The organism is Kitasatospora sp. NPDC057512 (genome assembly GCF_042802135.1).
Taxonomy (GTDB): domain Bacteria; phylum Actinomycetota; class Actinomycetes; order Streptomycetales; family Streptomycetaceae; genus Kitasatospora.
The window spans coordinates 1-16,774 of the sequence record NZ_JBHVET010000092.1; the positions used below are offsets into that span (position 1 = coordinate 1).

Here is a 16,774-nt window from a genome sequence, read left to right on the forward strand (position 1 = left end):
CAGGATGGCGGGGAGGATGAACAGTGTCAGCAGCCCGAAGCTGACCACCAGGCCGATCAGCGCCAGCAGCCCGCGCGCAGCCGGTCGGCGAAGGCGCAGTGCGGGTCGACGTAGAAGGTCAGCACCTCCCGGGTCGGGGCCATCCGGTGGCGCGTCATCGGCGGCACCACGAGTGCGGGCCCGCGGTGGCGCCGCCCGGTGTCGTCGTCGATGGCCACCGTGCGGGCGGCGGCCGCGACGGCGACCTGGAAGGTGGCGTGCCGGTGGAAGGCGCTGTCCGCCAACGGCCCCTGGTAGAGCGCGTATCCGGGGCCGACGGCGAACCGCGGGCCGGTCCTGGTCACCTCCACCCGTCCGCCTCCCGGACCCGGACCCGGACCTCGCGGCCGCCCGGGTACGGCCCGTCGACCGGGCGCTCCTCGCTGACATCCTGTCCGTCCACGCTCCAACGGTAGGCCCCCACCGCCACCGCGGCGGCGGACAGTCCCAGCGGCCCCGCGCCCGCTGGCGCGTCCGACGACCACGCCCGCACCACCGGCGGCGCCGGACGTCCCCCTGGTCGCGGCTTCCCCGTCCTTCTCCCGGCCCTTGCCCGGTTTGACGCCGTCCCGGCCCCGTGGGCACGCCTCCGTGCCGAGCGGTGGCGGGACCGCGATGTCGGCACGGGCCGTCGGCGCCGCCGGGGCGGGAGCAGGCCGCGTTCGAATCGATGTGTCGACACAGCGTCATCGCCGCAGGACAGCGCCCATTGCGGTTCGATCACGGTGTGTCCGATTCGTCGAACATTGGGGGAAAGTGTGGCGGTTGATTGTTTTGGCAGTGGTGTCGGCGGCCTCTCATAATTCCTGCCGACACGCGTGACGGAATGCCCGGAGAACCCGCTGGGGGAGTGGTTCCCGTGAGGAGCCCGCGCGTGGGATTCCGCATTCTTCACTGGGGGGATTTCCTTGCCTGAGCCCGAGAACGAGGGCGCCGCCGCCGGACCTCCGGCACCGGTCGAGCCGGCTGCTGGCGAACCGACCGTTGCCGGGGCCACCACGCCCGACGCCGCCGCGCCGCCCGTACCGGAGCAGGCCCCGCGCCGGCTGCCGCGCGCCGTCGGCGTCGCGCTGGCCACCGCCGGGCTGCTCGCCGTCACCGCGGCCAGCGCCGCCGTGACCGTCGCCGTCGGCAAGCCCGACGCCCGCCCGGCCGCCGCGGCCGCTCCGGCCCCGTCGAAGGCGACCGCGAGCGCGAGCGCGGGTGCCGCCGCGAGCGCGACGCCCTCGGCCGCGCCCGTCCCGATGCCCACCGCCGCCCCGGCCGAGCCCGCCCCCGCCAGCACCGTCAAGGGCACCGTCAGCGGCGGCAAGCACGAGGGCGACCTGCGCTACTTCCTGCTCCCCATTCCGGCCGGCGGCGAGTCCTACGGGCCCGTGGACGGGATGGCCATGAGCGACGACGACGTCGCCGAGATCTTCGGCAAGCAGGACGGCATCATGGACATCCTCAAGTCCTACGGCTACAAGGGCGGCGCGAACCGGATGTACCGGACCGCCGACGGCAAGGCCGAAGTCACCGTCACCCTGCTGAAGTTCGGCTCCACCGCGATGGCGTCCGACTTCGCCAAGAGCTACAAGATCAAGTCGCTGGACCCGTTCGACATCGACGGCGACTCCGGCGGCCGCGGCTACCTGAAGGCCCCCAAGCAGCAGGCCTACACCGGCTCGATGAGCGGCATCTCCAGCCAGGGCGACGTCCAGTACACGATCGACGTCGACGTGAAGGGGACGCCCGACAAGGCGCTGCTGAACGAGCTGATGAAGCGCCAGCGCGAGTGGCTCACCACCGGCGGCTGAGCCCGGCTCCGCCCTTTCCCCGTCCTCTTTCCTCCTCTGGAGCCACTTCCGTGACCACCGAACCCGCGGAGCCGGTGCCCGCCGCGCCCGCGCCCGCGTCCGGGCCTGCCGGGCCCGCCGTTCCGCCGCCGCCCGCCGCACCGCCCGTCGCGCCCGAGGCCTTCGCCTCCGAGACCGGCGTGCCCGAGGCCGTCGCTCCGAAGGCCCCGCGCCGCCCCCGCCCCGTGCTGCTCACCGCCTGCGCCCTGGTGCTGGGCACCCTGGCCGGCGGCGGCGTCGGCTACGCCGTGCAGGCCCAGCGCCCGCCCACGCCGCTGCCGCCGCTCCAGGCCGCCCGCCCGGCCTACCCGGCCGAGCGGGTCGACCCGGCCGCCCTCGCCGCCGAGCAGCCCGCGCCGCTCGGCATCGACGGCGACCTGACCAAGCTGCTGATCGGCGCCCCCGAGGGCAGCACCCCCTGGGGGGAGCGCCCGGACAAGCCGAGCTGGATCTCGATCGGCGAACTCGCCGAGCAGAGGAGCGGGGCGGCCGACACGTTCAAGGACCTCGCCTCGCGCGGCTTCCGGCGCGCGGCCCAGGTGAACTGGAAGAAGGACGGCGTCTTCTACCGCGTCCAGCTGGTCCAGTTCACCGAGGACCGCGCCGACGAGGCGAAGAGCGGCTACTGGCCGCTGCCGTTCGCCGAGAACGCCAACGGCGGCTACAAGGTGGACATCGTGCCCACCCATTGGGCCGAGAGCACCGAGCAGTACTACTACGGCGGGGCCCACGCCAAACGCGGCTCGGTGGAGATGACGATCGAGGTCCTCGACACCAAGCCGGCGAACCCCGACACCCTCAAGGACCTCGCCAAGCGACAGTGGGAGCGGCTGGGATGAACGACGACACCGTGACCGCCTCCGCCGCCCCGGGCGCGCCCGAACCGGCATCCGAGGGTTCGCCCATCGGGTCCGCCGCGCCCACAGGCCTCGCCGCACCCGCCGGCCCGAGCCCCGCCTCCCGCCGCCTGCTGCGCGCGGGGGCCGCGACCGCCGCCGCCGCGCTGGTCGGCGTGGCCATCGGCGTCGGCATCATCAAGACCCAGTACGACGACCCCGCGCCGGCCACCGCCGCCGCCCCGTCCACCGGTCCCACCCCCACCGCGACCGCCACGCCGTACGGCGCCAAGTCCAACGGCAGCCACTTCGGTTCGATGCGCGACCTGCTGCTGCCCGTCCCGGCCGGCTACCGGCCCGGCCCGGACGACGGCGGCTACGGCCACGACAGCGAGCAGAACGGCGAGCAGCTGTCCGCCGAGATGGACGCCGACCTCCAGCAGCTCCCCAAGGACAAGCGCGACAAGATGCGCGCCTACTGGGAGGGCATGCACGTCAAGGCCTCCGGCGTGCGCACCTACCTCGCCGACGGGGACGACCTGGTGATCGGCCTGAAGCTGCGCCAGTTCAACCAGCAGGAAGTGCAGCGGATCAACGAGTACACCGCGGTCTTCACCGGCGACACCGGCCTGTTCCGGGTCGGCCCGGCCGTCCCCGGGCACCCCGAGGCGCACTGCTACCTGATGCCGGCGCCGCCGTCCGCGCCGATCGACTACCTGGAGTGCTCGGCCGCCGAGGGCGACCTCCTGGTGGTCATGAGCGCCGAGGGCGTGGCGCCGCTGCCCAAGGACAAGATCGTCGCCCTGTTCACCCTCCAGCTCGACCGCCTCGCCCGCCCGGGAGCGTCCGTATGACCGACCACGCCACCCCGCCGCCCGCGCCCGGGAGCGCGCCCGAGGCCGGGGCCGCCCCGGTCCTGGAGGCGCTCGCCGCGCCCGTGGCCGCGCCCGTCGCCGCGCCCGAGGACCCCGCGACCCTCGCGGAGCGGGAGGCCCGCCGCACCCGGCGCCGCAAGGCCGCGGTGCGCTGGAGCGGCGCCGTCCTGGTGTTCGCCCTCGCCGGCACCGGCAGCGCGCTGGCCGTCACCGCCCCCGACCGCACCGACCTGCCGGGCCTGGCCACCGCGAGCGACGGCCGCTACACCTTCGCGCCGCTGACGCTGCCTCCGCTGCCCGCGGGCAAGGAGGCCCCGGACGACAAGGGCAAGTCCCCGCACCACGCGGACCTGCGCTACCTGCTGCTGCCCGCGCCCAAGGAGGCCGGCGGCTCCCTGACCCCGCCGGTCTTCCCGGCGCCCACCGCCGCCGCCACCCCCTCGGGCTCGCCGACCGCCTCCCCGTCGGCCCCGGCCTCCCCGGCCTCCCCGGCATCCTCGGCCTCCGCTTCCGCCGGCGCGTCCGCGTCCGCCTCCGCCGCCGGATCCGCGCTCGGCCAGTGGGTGCCCTGTGACGCGATCGCCGACGAGCAGCAGGACCCGGTCAAGATGCGCTCCGTGCTGCTGGAGAGCGCCTGCCGCGCGGCCACCGTCCGCGAGTGGACCGCCTCCGACGGCACCCGCACCCAGATCCGGCTGCTGCGCTTCGGCTCCGTCCGGGAGTCCTGGGGCGCCTTCGCCGACCTGCGCTCCAAGGGCAGCCCCAAGGCCGCGCCCTCCACCAAGGGCACCCCCCACGACGACTGGGACGCCCTCGACGGCAGCAGCCTGACCCTCGTGGAGTCCACCACGGCCGGCACCAAGGGCGCCCCCACCGCCCGCGTCGCCTACCTCTCCGCCGCCGACGTCGTCGCCGTCATCACCATGACCAACCCCGCCGGCGTCCCCACCGCGCCCTTCCGGCAGGTCGTCACCCTCCAGGGCGAACTGCTCGGCTGACCCGCCCCGTTCCACCGGTCCGGCCCCCTCCTGCGGGGGCCGGCCCGGCCTCGTTCCCCGCCCCCGTCGTCCAACACCCCTTCCGTACAGGCCTTCTGGCGCAGGCCTGCTGGGACGCCGCCAGCCCCCGCCGTCACCCCCGCAGCCGTGCCGCCACCGGGCGGTGGTCGCTGGGGGTGGCGGGCAGGGTCCAGGTGGCGGTGGCGGTCAGCCCGCGGGTGAGGATGTGGTCGATCCGGGCCAGGGGGAGGGCGGACGGCCAGCTGAAGCCGAAGCCGCTGCGCGCGGGGGTGAGGCGGCCGGTGAGCGGGGCCAGGGCGCGGTCGTCGGCGGCGGTGTTGAGGTCGCCCAGCAGCAGGACCCGGGGCAGCGGCTCGGCGTCCAGGGCCTGGCCGAGGGCGGCGATGTCGCGGTCGCGGTGGGCGGTGGCGAAGCCCGTGACGGTCATCCGCACCGAGGCGAGGTGGGCGACGTAGACGGCCAACGGCCCGCCGGGGGCGCTGACTTCGGCCCGCAGGGAGCGGTTCCAGCCGGGGTCGATGACCAGCCGTCGGGACTCCGTCACCGGGTAGCGGCTCCACAGCGCGACGGTGCCGGTGCGGGCGTGGTGGGGCAGCGCCTTGTCCAGCACGCCCCGGTAGGCGGGCAGGGCGGCGTCGGTGACCTCCTCCAGCGCGACCAGGTCCGGGTCGGCGGCGAGCAGGGCGCGGGCGGTGCCGGCCGGGTCCGGGTTGGCGGCGTTCACGTTGTGGGTGACCACCGTCAGCCCCGGCCCGCCGGCCCCGCCCGTCGGCGCCCCGTGCGCCGGAGCCCCGCCGCCCAGCAGCAGCGGCCCGAACACCACCGCCCACACCACCGCCAGCACCCCGCCCGCGCAGGCCGCCAACGGTGCCCGGCGCAGCGCCGCGCACAGCAGCGCCGCCACCGCCACCAGGGCGCTCCAGGGCAGGGCGCTCTCCCACAGGCTGCCCAGGCCCACGCCCAGCTGCGGCACCAGCCGGTGGCCGCCCAGGGCGAGCGCGGTGAGCAGCCCGAGCGCGGCGGGCACGCGCCCGCGCCGCCACCGGGGGACGGCGCGCCGGCGGGGCACGGTCCGTCGCCGTCGTGCGGTCCACCAGCGGGGCGCGGCCGGCCCCCCGGGCGCGGCCAGCCACCGGCGTACGGCCCACCACCCGGGCGCGGCCCGCCGCCGGGACGGCCGGGCGGCCCCGGCGGGCGTGTCGGCGGGCGTCGCGTCGGGCGTTCGGGAACCGGCGGAAGCGGTCACGGCGCGCCCCCTCACCCTGCGGCGTCCGGCAGCGGCGCCGGGCAGGTCCCGCCCGGCGTCGTGAGCAGTTCGAAGTGCCAGATCTCGTTGGCGTACACCTGGCACAGCCCGTACCGGGCGCCGTTCTGGATCAGCCAGTAGTCGGCGCTGGTCGGGCCGACGTCCACCGCCTTGCCGCTGACGTGCGCGGACTTCTCCGGCGTGTTGACGAACTTCCGGGCCTGCTCCAGGCTCCCGTACTTGACCACCCCCCGGTCCAGCAGCCGCTGCTGGTAGGCCTTGCTGCGCCAGCCGGAGGTGACGGTCATCTCGATGCCCTTGGCCCGCGCGTCGACGGCCGCCCGTTGCAGGGCCTCGCGCAGCGGCCCGTCCAGGTTGCCCACGGCGGGGGAGCCGGTGTCGGCGGGGGTCAGCGTCCGGCCGTCGGGTATCTCCCCGTCCGCCTCCGCCTCCGTCGTGACGGGCGGGGCGGTGACGGGCTGGGCGGTGACGGTGGCCGCCAGGGTACGCAGGACGGCCTCGGTGCCCGGCGGGTCGGCGGCGCACGCCCCGGCCAGGGTCAGCACCGCCGTCGCGGCGGCGCCCGCGGCCAGCCGCCGCTGCCGTCCGCTCCGCGCGGTCGTCCCCGTCTCCCCGCCGCTGCCCGTGCCCGTGGCCGTGCCGGTCCCCGTCTCCGTCGGGGTGTCCGTCGTGTCCATTCCTGCCTCCCGGTGGTGCTCGTCCGTTGCCGGACCATTGGAGGAAAGTCGGTGTTGCGAGGACGTCTGCGCAGGCCGATACGTTTTCGATAGGCCCCATCGGGTCCAATGGGTACGAACAGCGGAGCGAGGGAGAACGGCACGTGCGGGTCCTGGTGGTGGAGGACGAGATCTACCTCGCGGAGGCGGTCCAGGCCGGCCTGCGGCTGGAGGCGATGGCCTGCGACATCGTCACCGACGGCGACGCGGCGCTGGAGCGCCTGGCCGTGAACAGCTACGACGTCGTCGTCCTCGACCGCGACATCCCCGGCACCCACGGCGACGACGTCTGCCGCAGCATCGTCGAGCAGGGCCTGGGCTGCCGGGTGCTGATGCTCACCGCCGCCGCCCGCCTGAACGAGAAGGTCGCCGGCTTCGAACTCGGCGCCGACGACTACCTCACCAAGCCCTTCGACCTCGCCGAACTCGTCGTCCGGCTGCGCTCGCTGGCCCGCCGCCCGGCCCAGGCCGCCCCGCCCGTCCAGGAGTACGCCGGGCTGCGCCTGGACCCCTTCCGCCGCGAGGTCTACCGCGACGGCCGCTACGTGGGACTGTCCCGCAAGCAGTTCGCCGTCCTGGAGGTCCTGATGGCGGCGCGCGGCGGTGTCATCAGCGCCGAGGACCTGCTGGAACGCGCCTGGGACGAGAACGCCGACCCCTTCACCAACGCGGTCCGCATCACCATCTCCGGCCTGCGCAAACGCCTCGGCGACCCGTGGGTGATCCAGACCGTGCCGGGCGTGGGCTACCGCCTCACCGACCCGCGCCAGGAAGGCGCCCCGCAGTGAACCCCGACCCCGGTTCTCCCACCCCCGGGCGCCGTACGGGCAGGCGCCGCACCGGGACCCGCCCGCGCCGGCTGACCGCCCGGATGCGCCTGACCCTCAGCTACACCCTCTTCGCCGTCACCGCCGGCGTCCTCTGCCTCGCCGTCGTCTACGTCGGCATGCGCTACGTGCCCAACTACCCCCTCACCTCCTCCAATCCGCGCTACCGCTCCGACGCCCCCTCCCGCCAGGAGATCCTGCGCTCCCTGCTCACCGCCAGCGGCTACGCCCTGGCCCTGCTGACCGCCGTCGGCCTGGTCGGCGGCTGGCTGATCGCCGGCCGGGTGCTGCGCCCGCTGCAGGACATCACCCGCGCCGCGCACCGCGCCGCGGGCGGGGCGCTGGAGCACCGCATCGCCCTCACCGGGCCGCGCGACGAGTTCACCGACCTCTCCGACGCCTTCGACGAGATGCTCGCCCGCCTCCAGCACTCCTTCGAGGCCCAGCAGCGCTTCGCCGCCAACGCCTCCCACGAACTGCGCACCCCGCTGGCGATCACCCGCACCATGCTCCAGGTCGCCGCCGCCGACCCGGCCGGCCAGGACTGGGGCCGGCTCGTCACCCGCCTCCAGGACACCAACCAGCGCGGCATCGAGATCAGCGAGGCCCTGCTCCAGCTCGCCGACCTCGGCCACGCCCCGCCCGACCTCGCCCCCACCGACCTCGCCACCGCCACCGGCGAGGCGCTGGCCGCCGTCCGCGACGAGGCCCGGGCCCTCGGCGTCACCCTCACCGCCGACCTGCGCCCCGCGCCGACCACCGGCAACCCCGTCCTGCTGCGCCAGGCGGCCGTCAACCTGCTGCACAACGCGCTGCGGCACAACCTGCCGGCCGGCGGGCGGGTCACCGTCGCCACCGGGGCCGACCCCGAACGGCCCGGGCGGGTACGCCTGACCGTCGCCAACACCGGCCCCCGACTGACGGCGGAGGCCGTGGCCACCTTCACCGAACCGTTCCTGCGCGGCCGCGGCCGCACCGCCGAGACCGACCCGACCCGCCGCGGCCACGGCCTGGGCCTGGCCATCGTCGCCGCCGTCACCGACGCCCACCACGGCGCCCTCCACCTCGCCCCCGAGCCCGCCGGGGGCCTGCGCGCCACCCTCGACCTGCCCGGCCCGCCTGATCCGCCCGGCTCTCGCTGACGTCACGGTGGAGGAGCCGGGTGGGAAGGTGGCGGCCGTGCCGCTTCTCGGTCGCCGCCTCCGTTCCCTCCGGTTCACGTCCTTCCGGCCCACGTCTTCCGGTTCACGTCCTTCCGGTTCACGTTCGGGCTCGCTCCGACGGGCTTCGCCGCGCGCCGGGAGACGGGCGATCCGGCCCTGGAGCACGCCCTGGCCGGCCCGGCGACGCTCTGCGGCATCCCCCGGCGCCAGGTGACGGTCCACCGGCATCGGTTCGTCGCGGGGAAGCGGGCCCGGAAGCTGCCCGCACTGCACGGCGAAGGCCACCGCCGCTCCGTCCGGGCGCTGAGCAGCCACCGGCCCTCGGAGCCGACCGGGTCGCGGCCGACCTTCGTCTCCCATTAGGCGTACTCCTCCCGGACGATCCGCCGGCTGCGGCGCCGGCGGATCAGGGCGACCATCCCCGAACGCCGGAGACCGATGACGGCATTGATCACGGGAGGGCGTGCTCGCCCCTGTCGGTCTAGCGTGGAGACAGGGCTTGAGACGATGGGAACGATCCGTGATGTCCGATGGCGATCTGGAACATCCAACCCGAGGTGAACAACCCTCGGAGAAGGCCGACGTCTCCACTCGATCCGAGCGGCCCGAACTGGCCAAATCCCCCTCTGGCGCGAAGCCGGAAACGAGCGAGCGCGAATCGACGAAGGTCAACTCGGAAAGCGGATCTCACCAGAGCGAGCGGCCCGACCTGGGCACTGGTCGGGAGGCCCAGGCGCCAAATGCCCCCTGGGGCGAGCGGGAGGGCGGCCTGGGCGGCAAGGATGTCGGTGCGGCCCGTTCCGACTGGCGGGAAGAAACGAAGGACGCGGCCGCAGGTAAGAGCGGGGAAAGCTCTCCCGGCGACAAGGCAGCAAAGTCCGACAAGGAGCACCAGTATGTGGACAGGGAGGGAGCTGTCCACACGGTAACCGAAACTGAGAATGGAAAGGTTGACAGCTGGAAGGAAAATCGAAACGGCACCGAGCATACCGTTCAGAAGTTCTATGACCTGGAGGGAAGGCTGACCGGCGGGTCCGATTCATGGCGGGAGAAAGGGGCGGACGGGAAGGTTCACCACATCACTGACCGATCTGATGCGCGCGGTGACGTGGTATCGAGGGAAGATACTAGCCTTGGCAAGGACGGGCACTCGCACACATGGACGGATCACTTCGACAAGGTGGGAATAACGAGAAGCTCAGACGTGTGGGACGAGAAGCGCGGTGGCGAGCTTCATCATCTACGGAACGACTATAACGAGGCGCGCGAGAAAGTTGGTAGCGGGGATCGCTGGAGGGATCGCGACAAGCAAGGAAACACCCACGACCACTGGAAGTATCGAGACGGGCATGGGGCGGTTTCCTCGTCGGATAGCTGGACGGATCGAAAGGGGATGTACCACGAGCTTTCGGAGATTGTGAGGCCCGCCAGGAAGTAAGGGTTGGGCAGGCCGATCCGATCGGTCAGGTGCGGCTCAAAGGGCGCTTTTCGAGAGCGGTCGAATCGAGTGGTGAGGGGAATCGGGAGTGCTCGTCAAGCCGGGCGGTGTCACCGATTCCCTGATTTATCCGTTCGATGGCCGAGCTGTTCCGGCTGTGACTCGTGTCCACCAGGTCGTGCAGGCGTGGGAGTGTGTCGCTGTAGAGGGGGTTCCGCTCGCCGATGAGGCCCCCGAGGCCGTTCCGGCTCCGGCCTTCACGGTTTTCCAGGGTCCTGTCTTCCACATCGAGCCGATCGGCCGAGCTTTCACTCCGCTCCCGCGGCGATCCGTGATCTGATCGCGGGCCGGCTCCCAGATCGATTCCCGCGCCGAACTTCGTCTTCGCGGAGCCCGCGTTGAGCATTGCTCCGCCGAGGACCTTGGATTCGGCGGAAAGGCTTGCTCGCCCTTCGACACCGATGCCGATTTCAAGACCCTTTCCGGCACCCGGACTCGAATCGGACATCTTGCCCATCAGGGCATTGGCGACCGAGGGCGGGCATCCCACGGCCAGCAGGCCTTTGACCAGTCCCTCCCGCGCCGCCTGTTCCGCGCGGGATTTCGCTTTGTCCAGCAGTTCCTTCGTGGCGTCCGGCATCACAGACCCGCCTCCCCCATGATGCGGGACAGAACGCGGCGCACCGTACGGGGTGCCTTGCGGCGGTCGTCTGCCAGCATCTGTTGGGCGAAGCAGAGGCAGACCCGCCGTGCCGTGGTGTCCAGGGTCTGCTTGGTCTCCTCGGGCATGTCCTCCGTGGGGAACTCGACCAGTTCGTAGGCGGCGTCCTGGCAGACCTCCCAGGTCAGGTGGCGCCGCTTGTCCTCGGAGGCGGCATCCTGCTGGTCAGCCTCGTTCCAGCTGGGGTGGTAGCGGCGGCCGGCGACGAGGTCGGCGACGGGGGAGCGGTACAAGCAGAGCACGGGGTCCTGCGTGCAGACGAGGTGGCAGGCGGGGTAGGGATCGAACGGCCGGTCGTGCAGGCGGTGCACGGTCTGCTGGAGGGCGCCGGCCAGAACCGCGGTGTTCTGGCCGCCGGTGTCCAGCTTGTCGAGGAGCAGCGCGCGCACGCGGTCGCGGAACTCGCCGGTGTCGGTATAGGTCCAGGACCGTTGGGCGCCGCGACGGGTGGCCAGCCGGTCGGTTCCGTGTCCGACGTAGGCACGAAGAACCTCGCTGGTGGGGACGGCGGGTGGGCGCCGGGCGTCGATGGCCGTGGTCAGGTCGTCCCACAGGCGGTCGAGCGCCCCGGGTTCGTCGACAACGGTGGTGACGATGCGCGCCAGGTTGCGCTGCACGTATTCGTCCTCGGCTAGGCGGTCGGCCGTGTCGCAGGCCGTCGGGGTCGAGCAGGTCTGGTCACAGAAGAGGCGGCGCAGGAAGAGCGGGCCGAAGTGGTTGGCCTCCCTCCAGTGCCGCATGAGGGTTCGTACTTGATCGTCCGCTGGTGGCCGGGTTGTGAGTGGGTCCTTCACCGGTGGCACACGGACGAGCAGGGGTGCGTCGTCGCCACCGCTGAAGACGACCGCTTCGCCAACTCCGAGGGTGGCGAGGGCTTTGGCCTGAAGCTCATCCATGGCCATGGCGCCGGCGAGGGCGGCCTGGTCGTCCGCAGAGATGATCCGGTGCGCGATTTTCAGGTTGGTGTTCTTGATGGCGTCGGGGGCGAGGCGCACGGGGACCTGGTCGGCGATGACCACTCCTTGCCCGTAGGCGCGGATCTCCGACAGGAGGTTGGAGAAGGTTTCCACGGCCTGGCCGCGCGGGTTGGCCGATTCCTCGCTCATCTGGGTGGGCACGTTGGCCAGCAGTCGGTGCGCCTCCTCGACGACGAGGAGGTGTACGAGGTCGGTCCGCTGCCCCTGGGCCCGGCGGTGTTCGACGAGACGGATGAGGAGCAGCCCGGTGAGGAACGCCTTGTCGCCTTCGTCGCCGAGAGCTTCGAGTTCCACGACGGTGGGCCGGTCGAAGAGCACGGCGGCGGGCAGGGACCGGGCCACGTCGAGCATCGCGCCCTTGGCGCCGCGGCGCAGCGATTCCAGCCGGGTGAGGAGCGCAGCGCGGAGGTCGCCGGCTACGCGTTCCTCGTAGCCGAGGGCCGAGATGACTTCGCTGACCTTGGCGATCAGGTCGGAAAGGTTGGGGAAGGCATCCGTCGTGTTTATGGCGGCTTCCGTCCCGTCCAGCCGGGTGTTGGTGTCGGTGCGCAGATCCCAGCCCCGGTCGCGGTACACCTCGTGCAGGCAGTGCTCCAGGATCTGTGGCAGCGGGGCCCACATGCCGAAGGATCCGGTGAACACGGCCCGTAGTAGGTCAAGGTGCTCGCTGACGGTTGTGCCGGCGGGCACCTCGAACGGGTTGAGGACGAAGGGCCCCACCGTGGCCTTTCCCGCGGTGAAGACCTGGAGGCCCGGACCGAGCACCGGGTGCGCGGTGAGCGCCCGGTACTCCGCCTTCGCGGGCTCGATGACGAGGAACGGCACGCCGTGCGCACCGGCTTCCAGTAGCAAGCCCATGATCGTATTGGTCTTCCCGGACCCGGTCGTGCCCGGGACGAAGACGTGGCGTGTGAGGGACTTCAGCGGCACCTGGTACCGGCCGCCGGTAGATCGATGCTGTTGAAGGACCTGTCCGACCGACAGGCAGGGGTCCTGCTCATCCGCCGCTGGCGGAACCACGTCGAAGCGCGGCACCGGGCGGATGGCGAAGCCCAGCGTCTCTATGTTGGGCAGGTGCACGTACGCCGCGAGTTGTGCCGAGCTGAGCAGAGTCTGTGCCGCGAACGGATGCCGGTAGGCGTTCGGGCCGGGCTGCTCCGGATCGTCGGGCAACGCCCAGCTCGCGCCCAGCTCGGTGACGGCGGGATGGTCGATGGTCCGGACGGGTTCCGGAATGGACTTCGCCCCAGAGAACACGGCCCGCCAGGCGCCGGTGAGGGCGGTCAGATCGTCGGGCCTACCGCCGAACAGGTACACAGCCGTACGCCAGCCGCCGCGAGCCTGGGCGTCGGTCAGCGCATCCAGCCGTCCCTTCAGCAGGAGCAAGTAATGCTCGGCCAGCGGGCTGCTCAGCCCGGCGGCCTCCACTGCGGAGGAGACTATCCGCATCTCGTTCAGCACCCGGTTGCGGTCGGTGCTCAACGTTCCTGCGCCGACGGGTCGCGCCAGCACAAGCGCGGCCCAGGTGCGGCCGCTCATCGAGCGCAGGAGCCGGTCGATGGGTAGCGCGCCATCGCGCGCGTCGACCCTCACCGATCCGGGGACGCCGAGTGCGATCGCGCCGCAGCCGAGGGGTGGCGTCGCCACGCCCGTGGCGGTCAGGTCCACCGCGGGGTAGCAGCCGTCGAGCACCGCGAGAAGCGTTTTCTGTTGTGTGTCGAGGATGCCGGCGTCCAGCTCGCTCGCGGCCCAGGTCCCGAGGCGTACGGAGACACCCCAGCCGCTGCCGTCGAGCAGGAAGGCAATCGGTGTGTTCGCGCCCGCGAGGCCCACCAACAGGGGTAGCGTCGGCGGGTCGAAACCGGTCTCGTCGGGCCGGATCGCGCTCTCCGGGACGGCCAGCGGCGTGGGCACGTGCACCGGCTTTCCCACCCCGGTGAGCCGGACGAAGCGTCGTGCGTTCAGCGGAGCCGCACTTCCGGGGGTGCCAGGCAGTGGGGGAGTGAGCCGGAGACGCTGGAGGTAGTCCACGGCTTCCGTTGTGACCGGATCGCTGCTCATCAGGGCGCCGATGGCCATCCGGGGAGTGGCCCCTGGGACGAGGGGGGATCCAGAACTCCGCTCAGCAGAATCCCCAGAATGAACCCGAGGACGATGAGGGCGAAGATCACGCCCACCACGATGAGTAGTACGCGGTAGGTCTTGCACCGCACCCGGGCGTGCGTGGTGAGGTTTGTCAACTCCTGGGTGTGTAGTGTTCCCTCCCGCCAACGGCCGCGGACGTGAACTTCGTCCCCGTCGCTCACCGAGCCGGTGAAGGAGTACCCGCGCATCTCCACGGGGACGGGCTTGAGTTTGTTGCCGTCGGTGTCGTACCGCTCCACCCGGAATTGCCAGACCTCCTGGTCACCGCTGCTCCCCTGTTGCTGACGCTGGTGGAAGCCGCGGACAACGCCGGTGAGTTCGAATCCCGACATGTCGGTCGGTGGGGCGTAGGACCGGTTCTCCGTCTGGTGCCGCAGGGGATCCTGCTGGTCGGGCGGTGGCAGCGAGGTCGGTGCACCGCATTGCGGGCAGTGGTTGGCGCCGGCCGGCACCGGCTCGCCACAGGTCTGACAGGGACGGCTTAGTACGGTCCCGCACGCTCCGCAGTAGACGGCGTCGGAACGGTTCCGGTAACCGCAGGATTGGCAGTGCATGGCATGACGTCCCGCATTCCACGCTAGCTCAGGCCTTGGAGGCCCGCGACCAAACCCAGAACGTGTAGGGGGACGGCCCGGACCCGTCGCGCGGGGCTGCGCTCCGGAACGGTCGCGTCAGTCCGCGAGGCCCAGGGGGTCGGGGGACGGCGCGGACGCGGATCCTGCCGTCGGCGGGGCGGTGCAGGAGGCGGTGGAGTTCGGCGGGGTCGGTGGTGGTGACGGTGGCGGGCCAGGCGGGCGGGTCGTCGCTGGGGCGGGTGCGGTCGCGCCAGAACGATCCGCTGTAACCGCTGGCCCTCCTGGTCCGTGAGCCATCGGACCCTGACCGGTTCTGTCATCGCGCATCTTTCCTGGTTGGACGTCTCGCGACATCCAACCGGCTCAAGGCCTGTCGGCGCCAACCTGGTGAACCTTCTCGGTCACAGCACCAGCGGGCCGCCTGTCGCGCCCCATGCACGCGGTCTCCCCGGCCGTTGCCACTCGACACCACCCAGGGGATCCGGCTTGCCCTGTTCCAGCAGGGCGGGCCAGCTGCGGCACCTTCTGCCGCGCCGAAGTCCGCACCACCGGGCCGGCCGCCGATCAGTCGGTCGGCCGGTCCGTCGGCTGCTCCTCCCGCTGGTCGTCCCGCCGGTCCGCCGCGACCGGCAGCAGGCCGCGCTCGCCGAACACCTTCTTGGCGACGAAGGTGGCGTTCAGGGCCTTCGGGAAGCCGCAGTAGCCGGCGGAGTGCAGCAGCGCCTCGACGATCTCCTGCGGCGTGAGCCCGACGTTCAGCGAGGCGTTGACATGGACCTCCAGCTGCGGCTCGCACCCGCCGAGCGCGGTGAGCATGCCCAGGGTGACCAACTGCCGATCGCGCGGCGGCAGCCCGGGCCGGCTGTAGATCTCCCCGAACCCCCAGGCGACCACCTGGTGCCCGAGCTCCGGACTGACGTCGTCCAGCGCGTCCACCACCCGCCGCCCGACCTCGCCGTCGATCCGCTCCAGCACCTCCAACCCGTGCGCGAAACGCTCCCGGCGGACCTCGGCCTCGTGCGCGGACATGCTCATCGGCGCTGCTCCTCTCCCGTCTCCTCGCCGCCGACCACGTGCGGCGGCGACCACGGCAGAACCGTAGGACTTGGAGTGCGCTCCAACTCAAGCCCGACACGCAACCCGCCCCCGCAGGAAAATTTGCGGTCGAGACCCCCTGAAATGGCATCACTGTGCCCTGGCTGGGCCGAAAGATTTCCTGCGGCCGTATCATCCGAGGGAACGGCCGCAGCCCCTGCGGCCGCCCCCCGAGTCCCGCGAGACGGAGCCGCCGTGCCCCCGAACGTCTTCCGCAACGGCATCGGACGGCTGCTCCCCGCCCGGGGCCCCGACGGCCTGAGGGTCTGGAGCGTCGACCAGGCGCCGAGGAGCGCGCTGTACGACGCCCCCGTCGAGGCCACCATCCTGCTCGAAGACACCGACGACCTCGACCGGGCCGACCTCCCCCTGGTCGCCGAGGTGCTCGGCAGGATCGACCACTACCTCGAGACGGCGCTCCACTTCGTGCGCGAGGCGGTGGCGGCCGACCCGTCCTTCTTCGGCCTCACCGAACCGGAGTCGCAGCCCTACCTCGGCCTGCCGGCTTCGGACTTCCCGCTGGACTCCCCCCAACTCACCTTCTACCTCGACCAGTGGCACCTGCACTTCGCCGACGGACGCCTGCCCATCTGCGACCCCTACGGCCTCGCGGTCATCTTCGACGGCCAACAGCCACTGAGAGTAGAAGACTTGAGCGACGCCACCCCCATCGACGCCGACGACACCGAAGGCCCGGGCCGACAGGATTCCTGACACACCCACCGCCCGCCCAGGCCAGGCGTGAAAAGTCGGCCGGCCCGACTTCCCGCGCCATGCCGCCCCGCTCTCACCCTGCTTCGCTGGGTGAGAGCGGGTGAGTGGGAAGTCGCCAGGTCCGACTTTCCACGCTGCGCCGGTCCAGTTCCCCCTCGTCCACCCGCAGGCCGGGTGCCGGCCCCTTCTCCCGGGCCCCGACCTGCACGGCTTGGCTGATGTGCGCGGGGGTCGGAGCGGGAAGGCGGCGGGTCGTCACCCCACCCGAGCTGCTGGGCGGGGGCGCGTGGGTGGGCGAGTGAGAAGTCGAAAGGATCGACTCTCTGCGTGTGGCACTCCCAGCACCCCCGCTCCGCTCTGCTGGGTGGGGTGGTGGGGAGTGGAGTGGGAAGTCGGCAGGCCGACTCTGCTGGCGAAGTATTTGATCTAGGTCGGGCTCAGGCCGCTGTTGGGATGCCGTGTTGGGTGCAGAGTGTGTGGATGCGGGTGGGGCGGCGGCTTGGTCTGGTGGTGGTGTCGAAGTGGGCGC

General features: G+C 72.3%; 15 protein-coding genes and 1 pseudogene. 8 read left to right on the plus strand and 8 right to left on the minus strand.

Features of this window, described 5'->3' with window-relative positions; translation table 11 throughout:
* Window positions 1-56 precede the first annotated feature (56 nt).
* Entirely contained in the window at window positions 57-344 is a 288-nt protein-coding gene (locus tag ACFU6K_RS09355; protein ID WP_380661877.1) for a hypothetical protein, read from the minus strand.
* 603 nt (window positions 345-947) lie between these two features.
* On the opposite strand from ACFU6K_RS09355, the gene ACFU6K_RS09360 reads away from it, so the two are divergent.
* From ACFU6K_RS09360 to ACFU6K_RS09375, 4 genes are read left to right on the plus strand one after another with little or no spacing between them, the layout of a single operon-like run.
* Complete coding sequence (locus ACFU6K_RS09360) at window positions 948-1,838, plus strand: hypothetical protein (protein ID WP_380661878.1); 891 nt, start codon at window positions 948-950, stop codon at window positions 1,836-1,838.
* A 50-nt stretch (window positions 1,839-1,888) separates the two neighbouring features.
* A complete protein-coding gene (locus ACFU6K_RS09365) occupies window positions 1,889-2,716 on the plus strand; it encodes a hypothetical protein (RefSeq protein WP_380661879.1) in 828 nt (275 codons plus the stop codon).
* The gene (locus ACFU6K_RS09370; RefSeq protein WP_380661880.1) at window positions 2,713-3,567 is read left to right on the plus strand and encodes a hypothetical protein; all 855 of its coding nucleotides are present in this window, start codon (window positions 2,713-2,715) and stop codon (window positions 3,565-3,567) included. Before ACFU6K_RS09365 ends, ACFU6K_RS09370 begins: the two co-directional genes overlap by 4 nt.
* Window positions 3,564-4,586, plus strand: a complete 1,023-nt coding sequence (locus ACFU6K_RS09375) for a hypothetical protein (protein WP_380661881.1) — start codon at window positions 3,564-3,566, stop codon at window positions 4,584-4,586. The genes ACFU6K_RS09370 and ACFU6K_RS09375 overlap by 4 nt, the downstream gene beginning before the upstream one ends.
* A 133-nt stretch (window positions 4,587-4,719) precedes the next feature.
* On the opposite strand, the gene ACFU6K_RS09380 is transcribed toward ACFU6K_RS09375, so the two are convergent.
* Window positions 4,720-5,634, minus strand: coding sequence for an endonuclease/exonuclease/phosphatase family protein (locus ACFU6K_RS09380; protein ID WP_380661883.1), 915 nt, complete (start codon window positions 5,632-5,634; stop codon window positions 4,720-4,722).
* 230 nt (window positions 5,635-5,864) lie between these two features.
* Window positions 5,865-6,551, minus strand: coding sequence for a M15 family metallopeptidase (locus tag ACFU6K_RS09385; protein WP_380661884.1), 687 nt, complete (start codon window positions 6,549-6,551; stop codon window positions 5,865-5,867).
* Between the two features lie 143 nt (window positions 6,552-6,694).
* Between ACFU6K_RS09385 and ACFU6K_RS09390 the strand changes: the two genes are divergently transcribed.
* From ACFU6K_RS09390 to ACFU6K_RS09400, 3 genes are all read left to right on the plus strand, one after another.
* On the plus strand, window positions 6,695-7,378 hold the full coding sequence (locus ACFU6K_RS09390; protein ID WP_380661885.1) for a response regulator transcription factor: 684 nt from the start codon (window positions 6,695-6,697) through the stop codon (window positions 7,376-7,378).
* Window positions 7,375-8,559 (plus strand): sensor histidine kinase, encoded by a 1,185-nt coding sequence (locus ACFU6K_RS09395; RefSeq protein ID WP_380661887.1) that lies wholly within the window; start codon window positions 7,375-7,377, stop codon window positions 8,557-8,559. Before ACFU6K_RS09390 ends, ACFU6K_RS09395 begins: the two co-directional genes overlap by 4 nt.
* A 544-nt stretch (window positions 8,560-9,103) precedes the next feature.
* Window positions 9,104-10,018, plus strand: a complete 915-nt coding sequence (locus ACFU6K_RS09400; RefSeq protein WP_380661889.1) for a hypothetical protein — start codon at window positions 9,104-9,106, stop codon at window positions 10,016-10,018.
* A gap of 25 nt (window positions 10,019-10,043) precedes the next feature.
* Here ACFU6K_RS09400 and ACFU6K_RS09405 read toward each other — a convergent pair whose 3' ends face one another.
* The 5 genes and pseudogenes from ACFU6K_RS09405 to ACFU6K_RS09425 all read right to left on the minus strand — a co-directional run bounded on the left by ACFU6K_RS09405 (window position 10,044) and on the right by ACFU6K_RS09425 (window position 15,465).
* Window positions 10,044-10,658, minus strand: coding sequence for a hypothetical protein (locus ACFU6K_RS09405; protein WP_380661890.1), 615 nt, complete (start codon window positions 10,656-10,658; stop codon window positions 10,044-10,046).
* Window positions 10,658-13,795, minus strand: a complete 3,138-nt coding sequence (locus ACFU6K_RS09410; RefSeq protein WP_380661892.1) for an ATP-binding protein — start codon at window positions 13,793-13,795, stop codon at window positions 10,658-10,660. Before ACFU6K_RS09410 ends, ACFU6K_RS09405 begins: the two co-directional genes overlap by 1 nt.
* Window positions 13,777-14,193: a hypothetical protein gene (locus tag ACFU6K_RS09415; protein WP_380661895.1), complete on the minus strand. Its 417-nt coding sequence runs from the start codon at window positions 14,191-14,193 to the stop codon at window positions 13,777-13,779. Before ACFU6K_RS09415 ends, ACFU6K_RS09410 begins: the two co-directional genes overlap by 19 nt.
* Before the next feature lie 96 nt (window positions 14,194-14,289).
* Window positions 14,290-14,415: pseudogene (locus tag ACFU6K_RS09420) on the minus strand (zinc ribbon domain-containing protein); the annotation flags it as partial.
* Between the two features lie 585 nt (window positions 14,416-15,000).
* Complete coding sequence (locus ACFU6K_RS09425; protein ID WP_380661894.1) at window positions 15,001-15,465, minus strand: carboxymuconolactone decarboxylase family protein; 465 nt, start codon at window positions 15,463-15,465, stop codon at window positions 15,001-15,003.
* A gap of 261 nt (window positions 15,466-15,726) precedes the next feature.
* On the opposite strand from ACFU6K_RS09425, the gene ACFU6K_RS09430 reads away from it, so the two are divergent.
* Window positions 15,727-16,245: a hypothetical protein gene (locus ACFU6K_RS09430; RefSeq protein WP_380661893.1), complete on the plus strand. Its 519-nt coding sequence runs from the start codon at window positions 15,727-15,729 to the stop codon at window positions 16,243-16,245.
* The last annotated feature ends 529 nt before the right edge of the window (window positions 16,246-16,774 follow it).

Bases quoted from the DNA above. Each gene is read 5' to 3' on its own strand.
- ACFU6K_RS09370 (WP_380661880.1), top strand. From the start codon at position 2,713: ATGAACGACGACACCGTGACCGCCTCCGCCGCCCCGGGCGCGCCCGAA.
- ACFU6K_RS09375 (WP_380661881.1), top strand. From the start codon at position 3,564: ATGACCGACCACGCCACCCCGCCGCCCGCGCCCGGGAGCGCGCCCGAG.
- ACFU6K_RS09385 (WP_380661884.1), bottom strand. From the start codon at position 6,551: ATGGACACGACGGACACCCCGACGGAGACGGGGACCGGCACGGCCACG.
- ACFU6K_RS09400 (WP_380661889.1), top strand. From the start codon at position 9,104: ATGTCCGATGGCGATCTGGAACATCCAACCCGAGGTGAACAACCCTCG.
- ACFU6K_RS09405 (WP_380661890.1), bottom strand. From the start codon at position 10,658: ATGCCGGACGCCACGAAGGAACTGCTGGACAAAGCGAAATCCCGCGCG.
- ACFU6K_RS09410 (WP_380661892.1), bottom strand. From the start codon at position 13,795: ATGGCCATCGGCGCCCTGATGAGCAGCGATCCGGTCACAACGGAAGCC.
- ACFU6K_RS09415 (WP_380661895.1), bottom strand. From the start codon at position 14,193: ATGTCGGGATTCGAACTCACCGGCGTTGTCCGCGGCTTCCACCAGCGT.
- ACFU6K_RS09425 (WP_380661894.1), bottom strand. From the start codon at position 15,465: ATGTCCGCGCACGAGGCCGAGGTCCGCCGGGAGCGTTTCGCGCACGGG.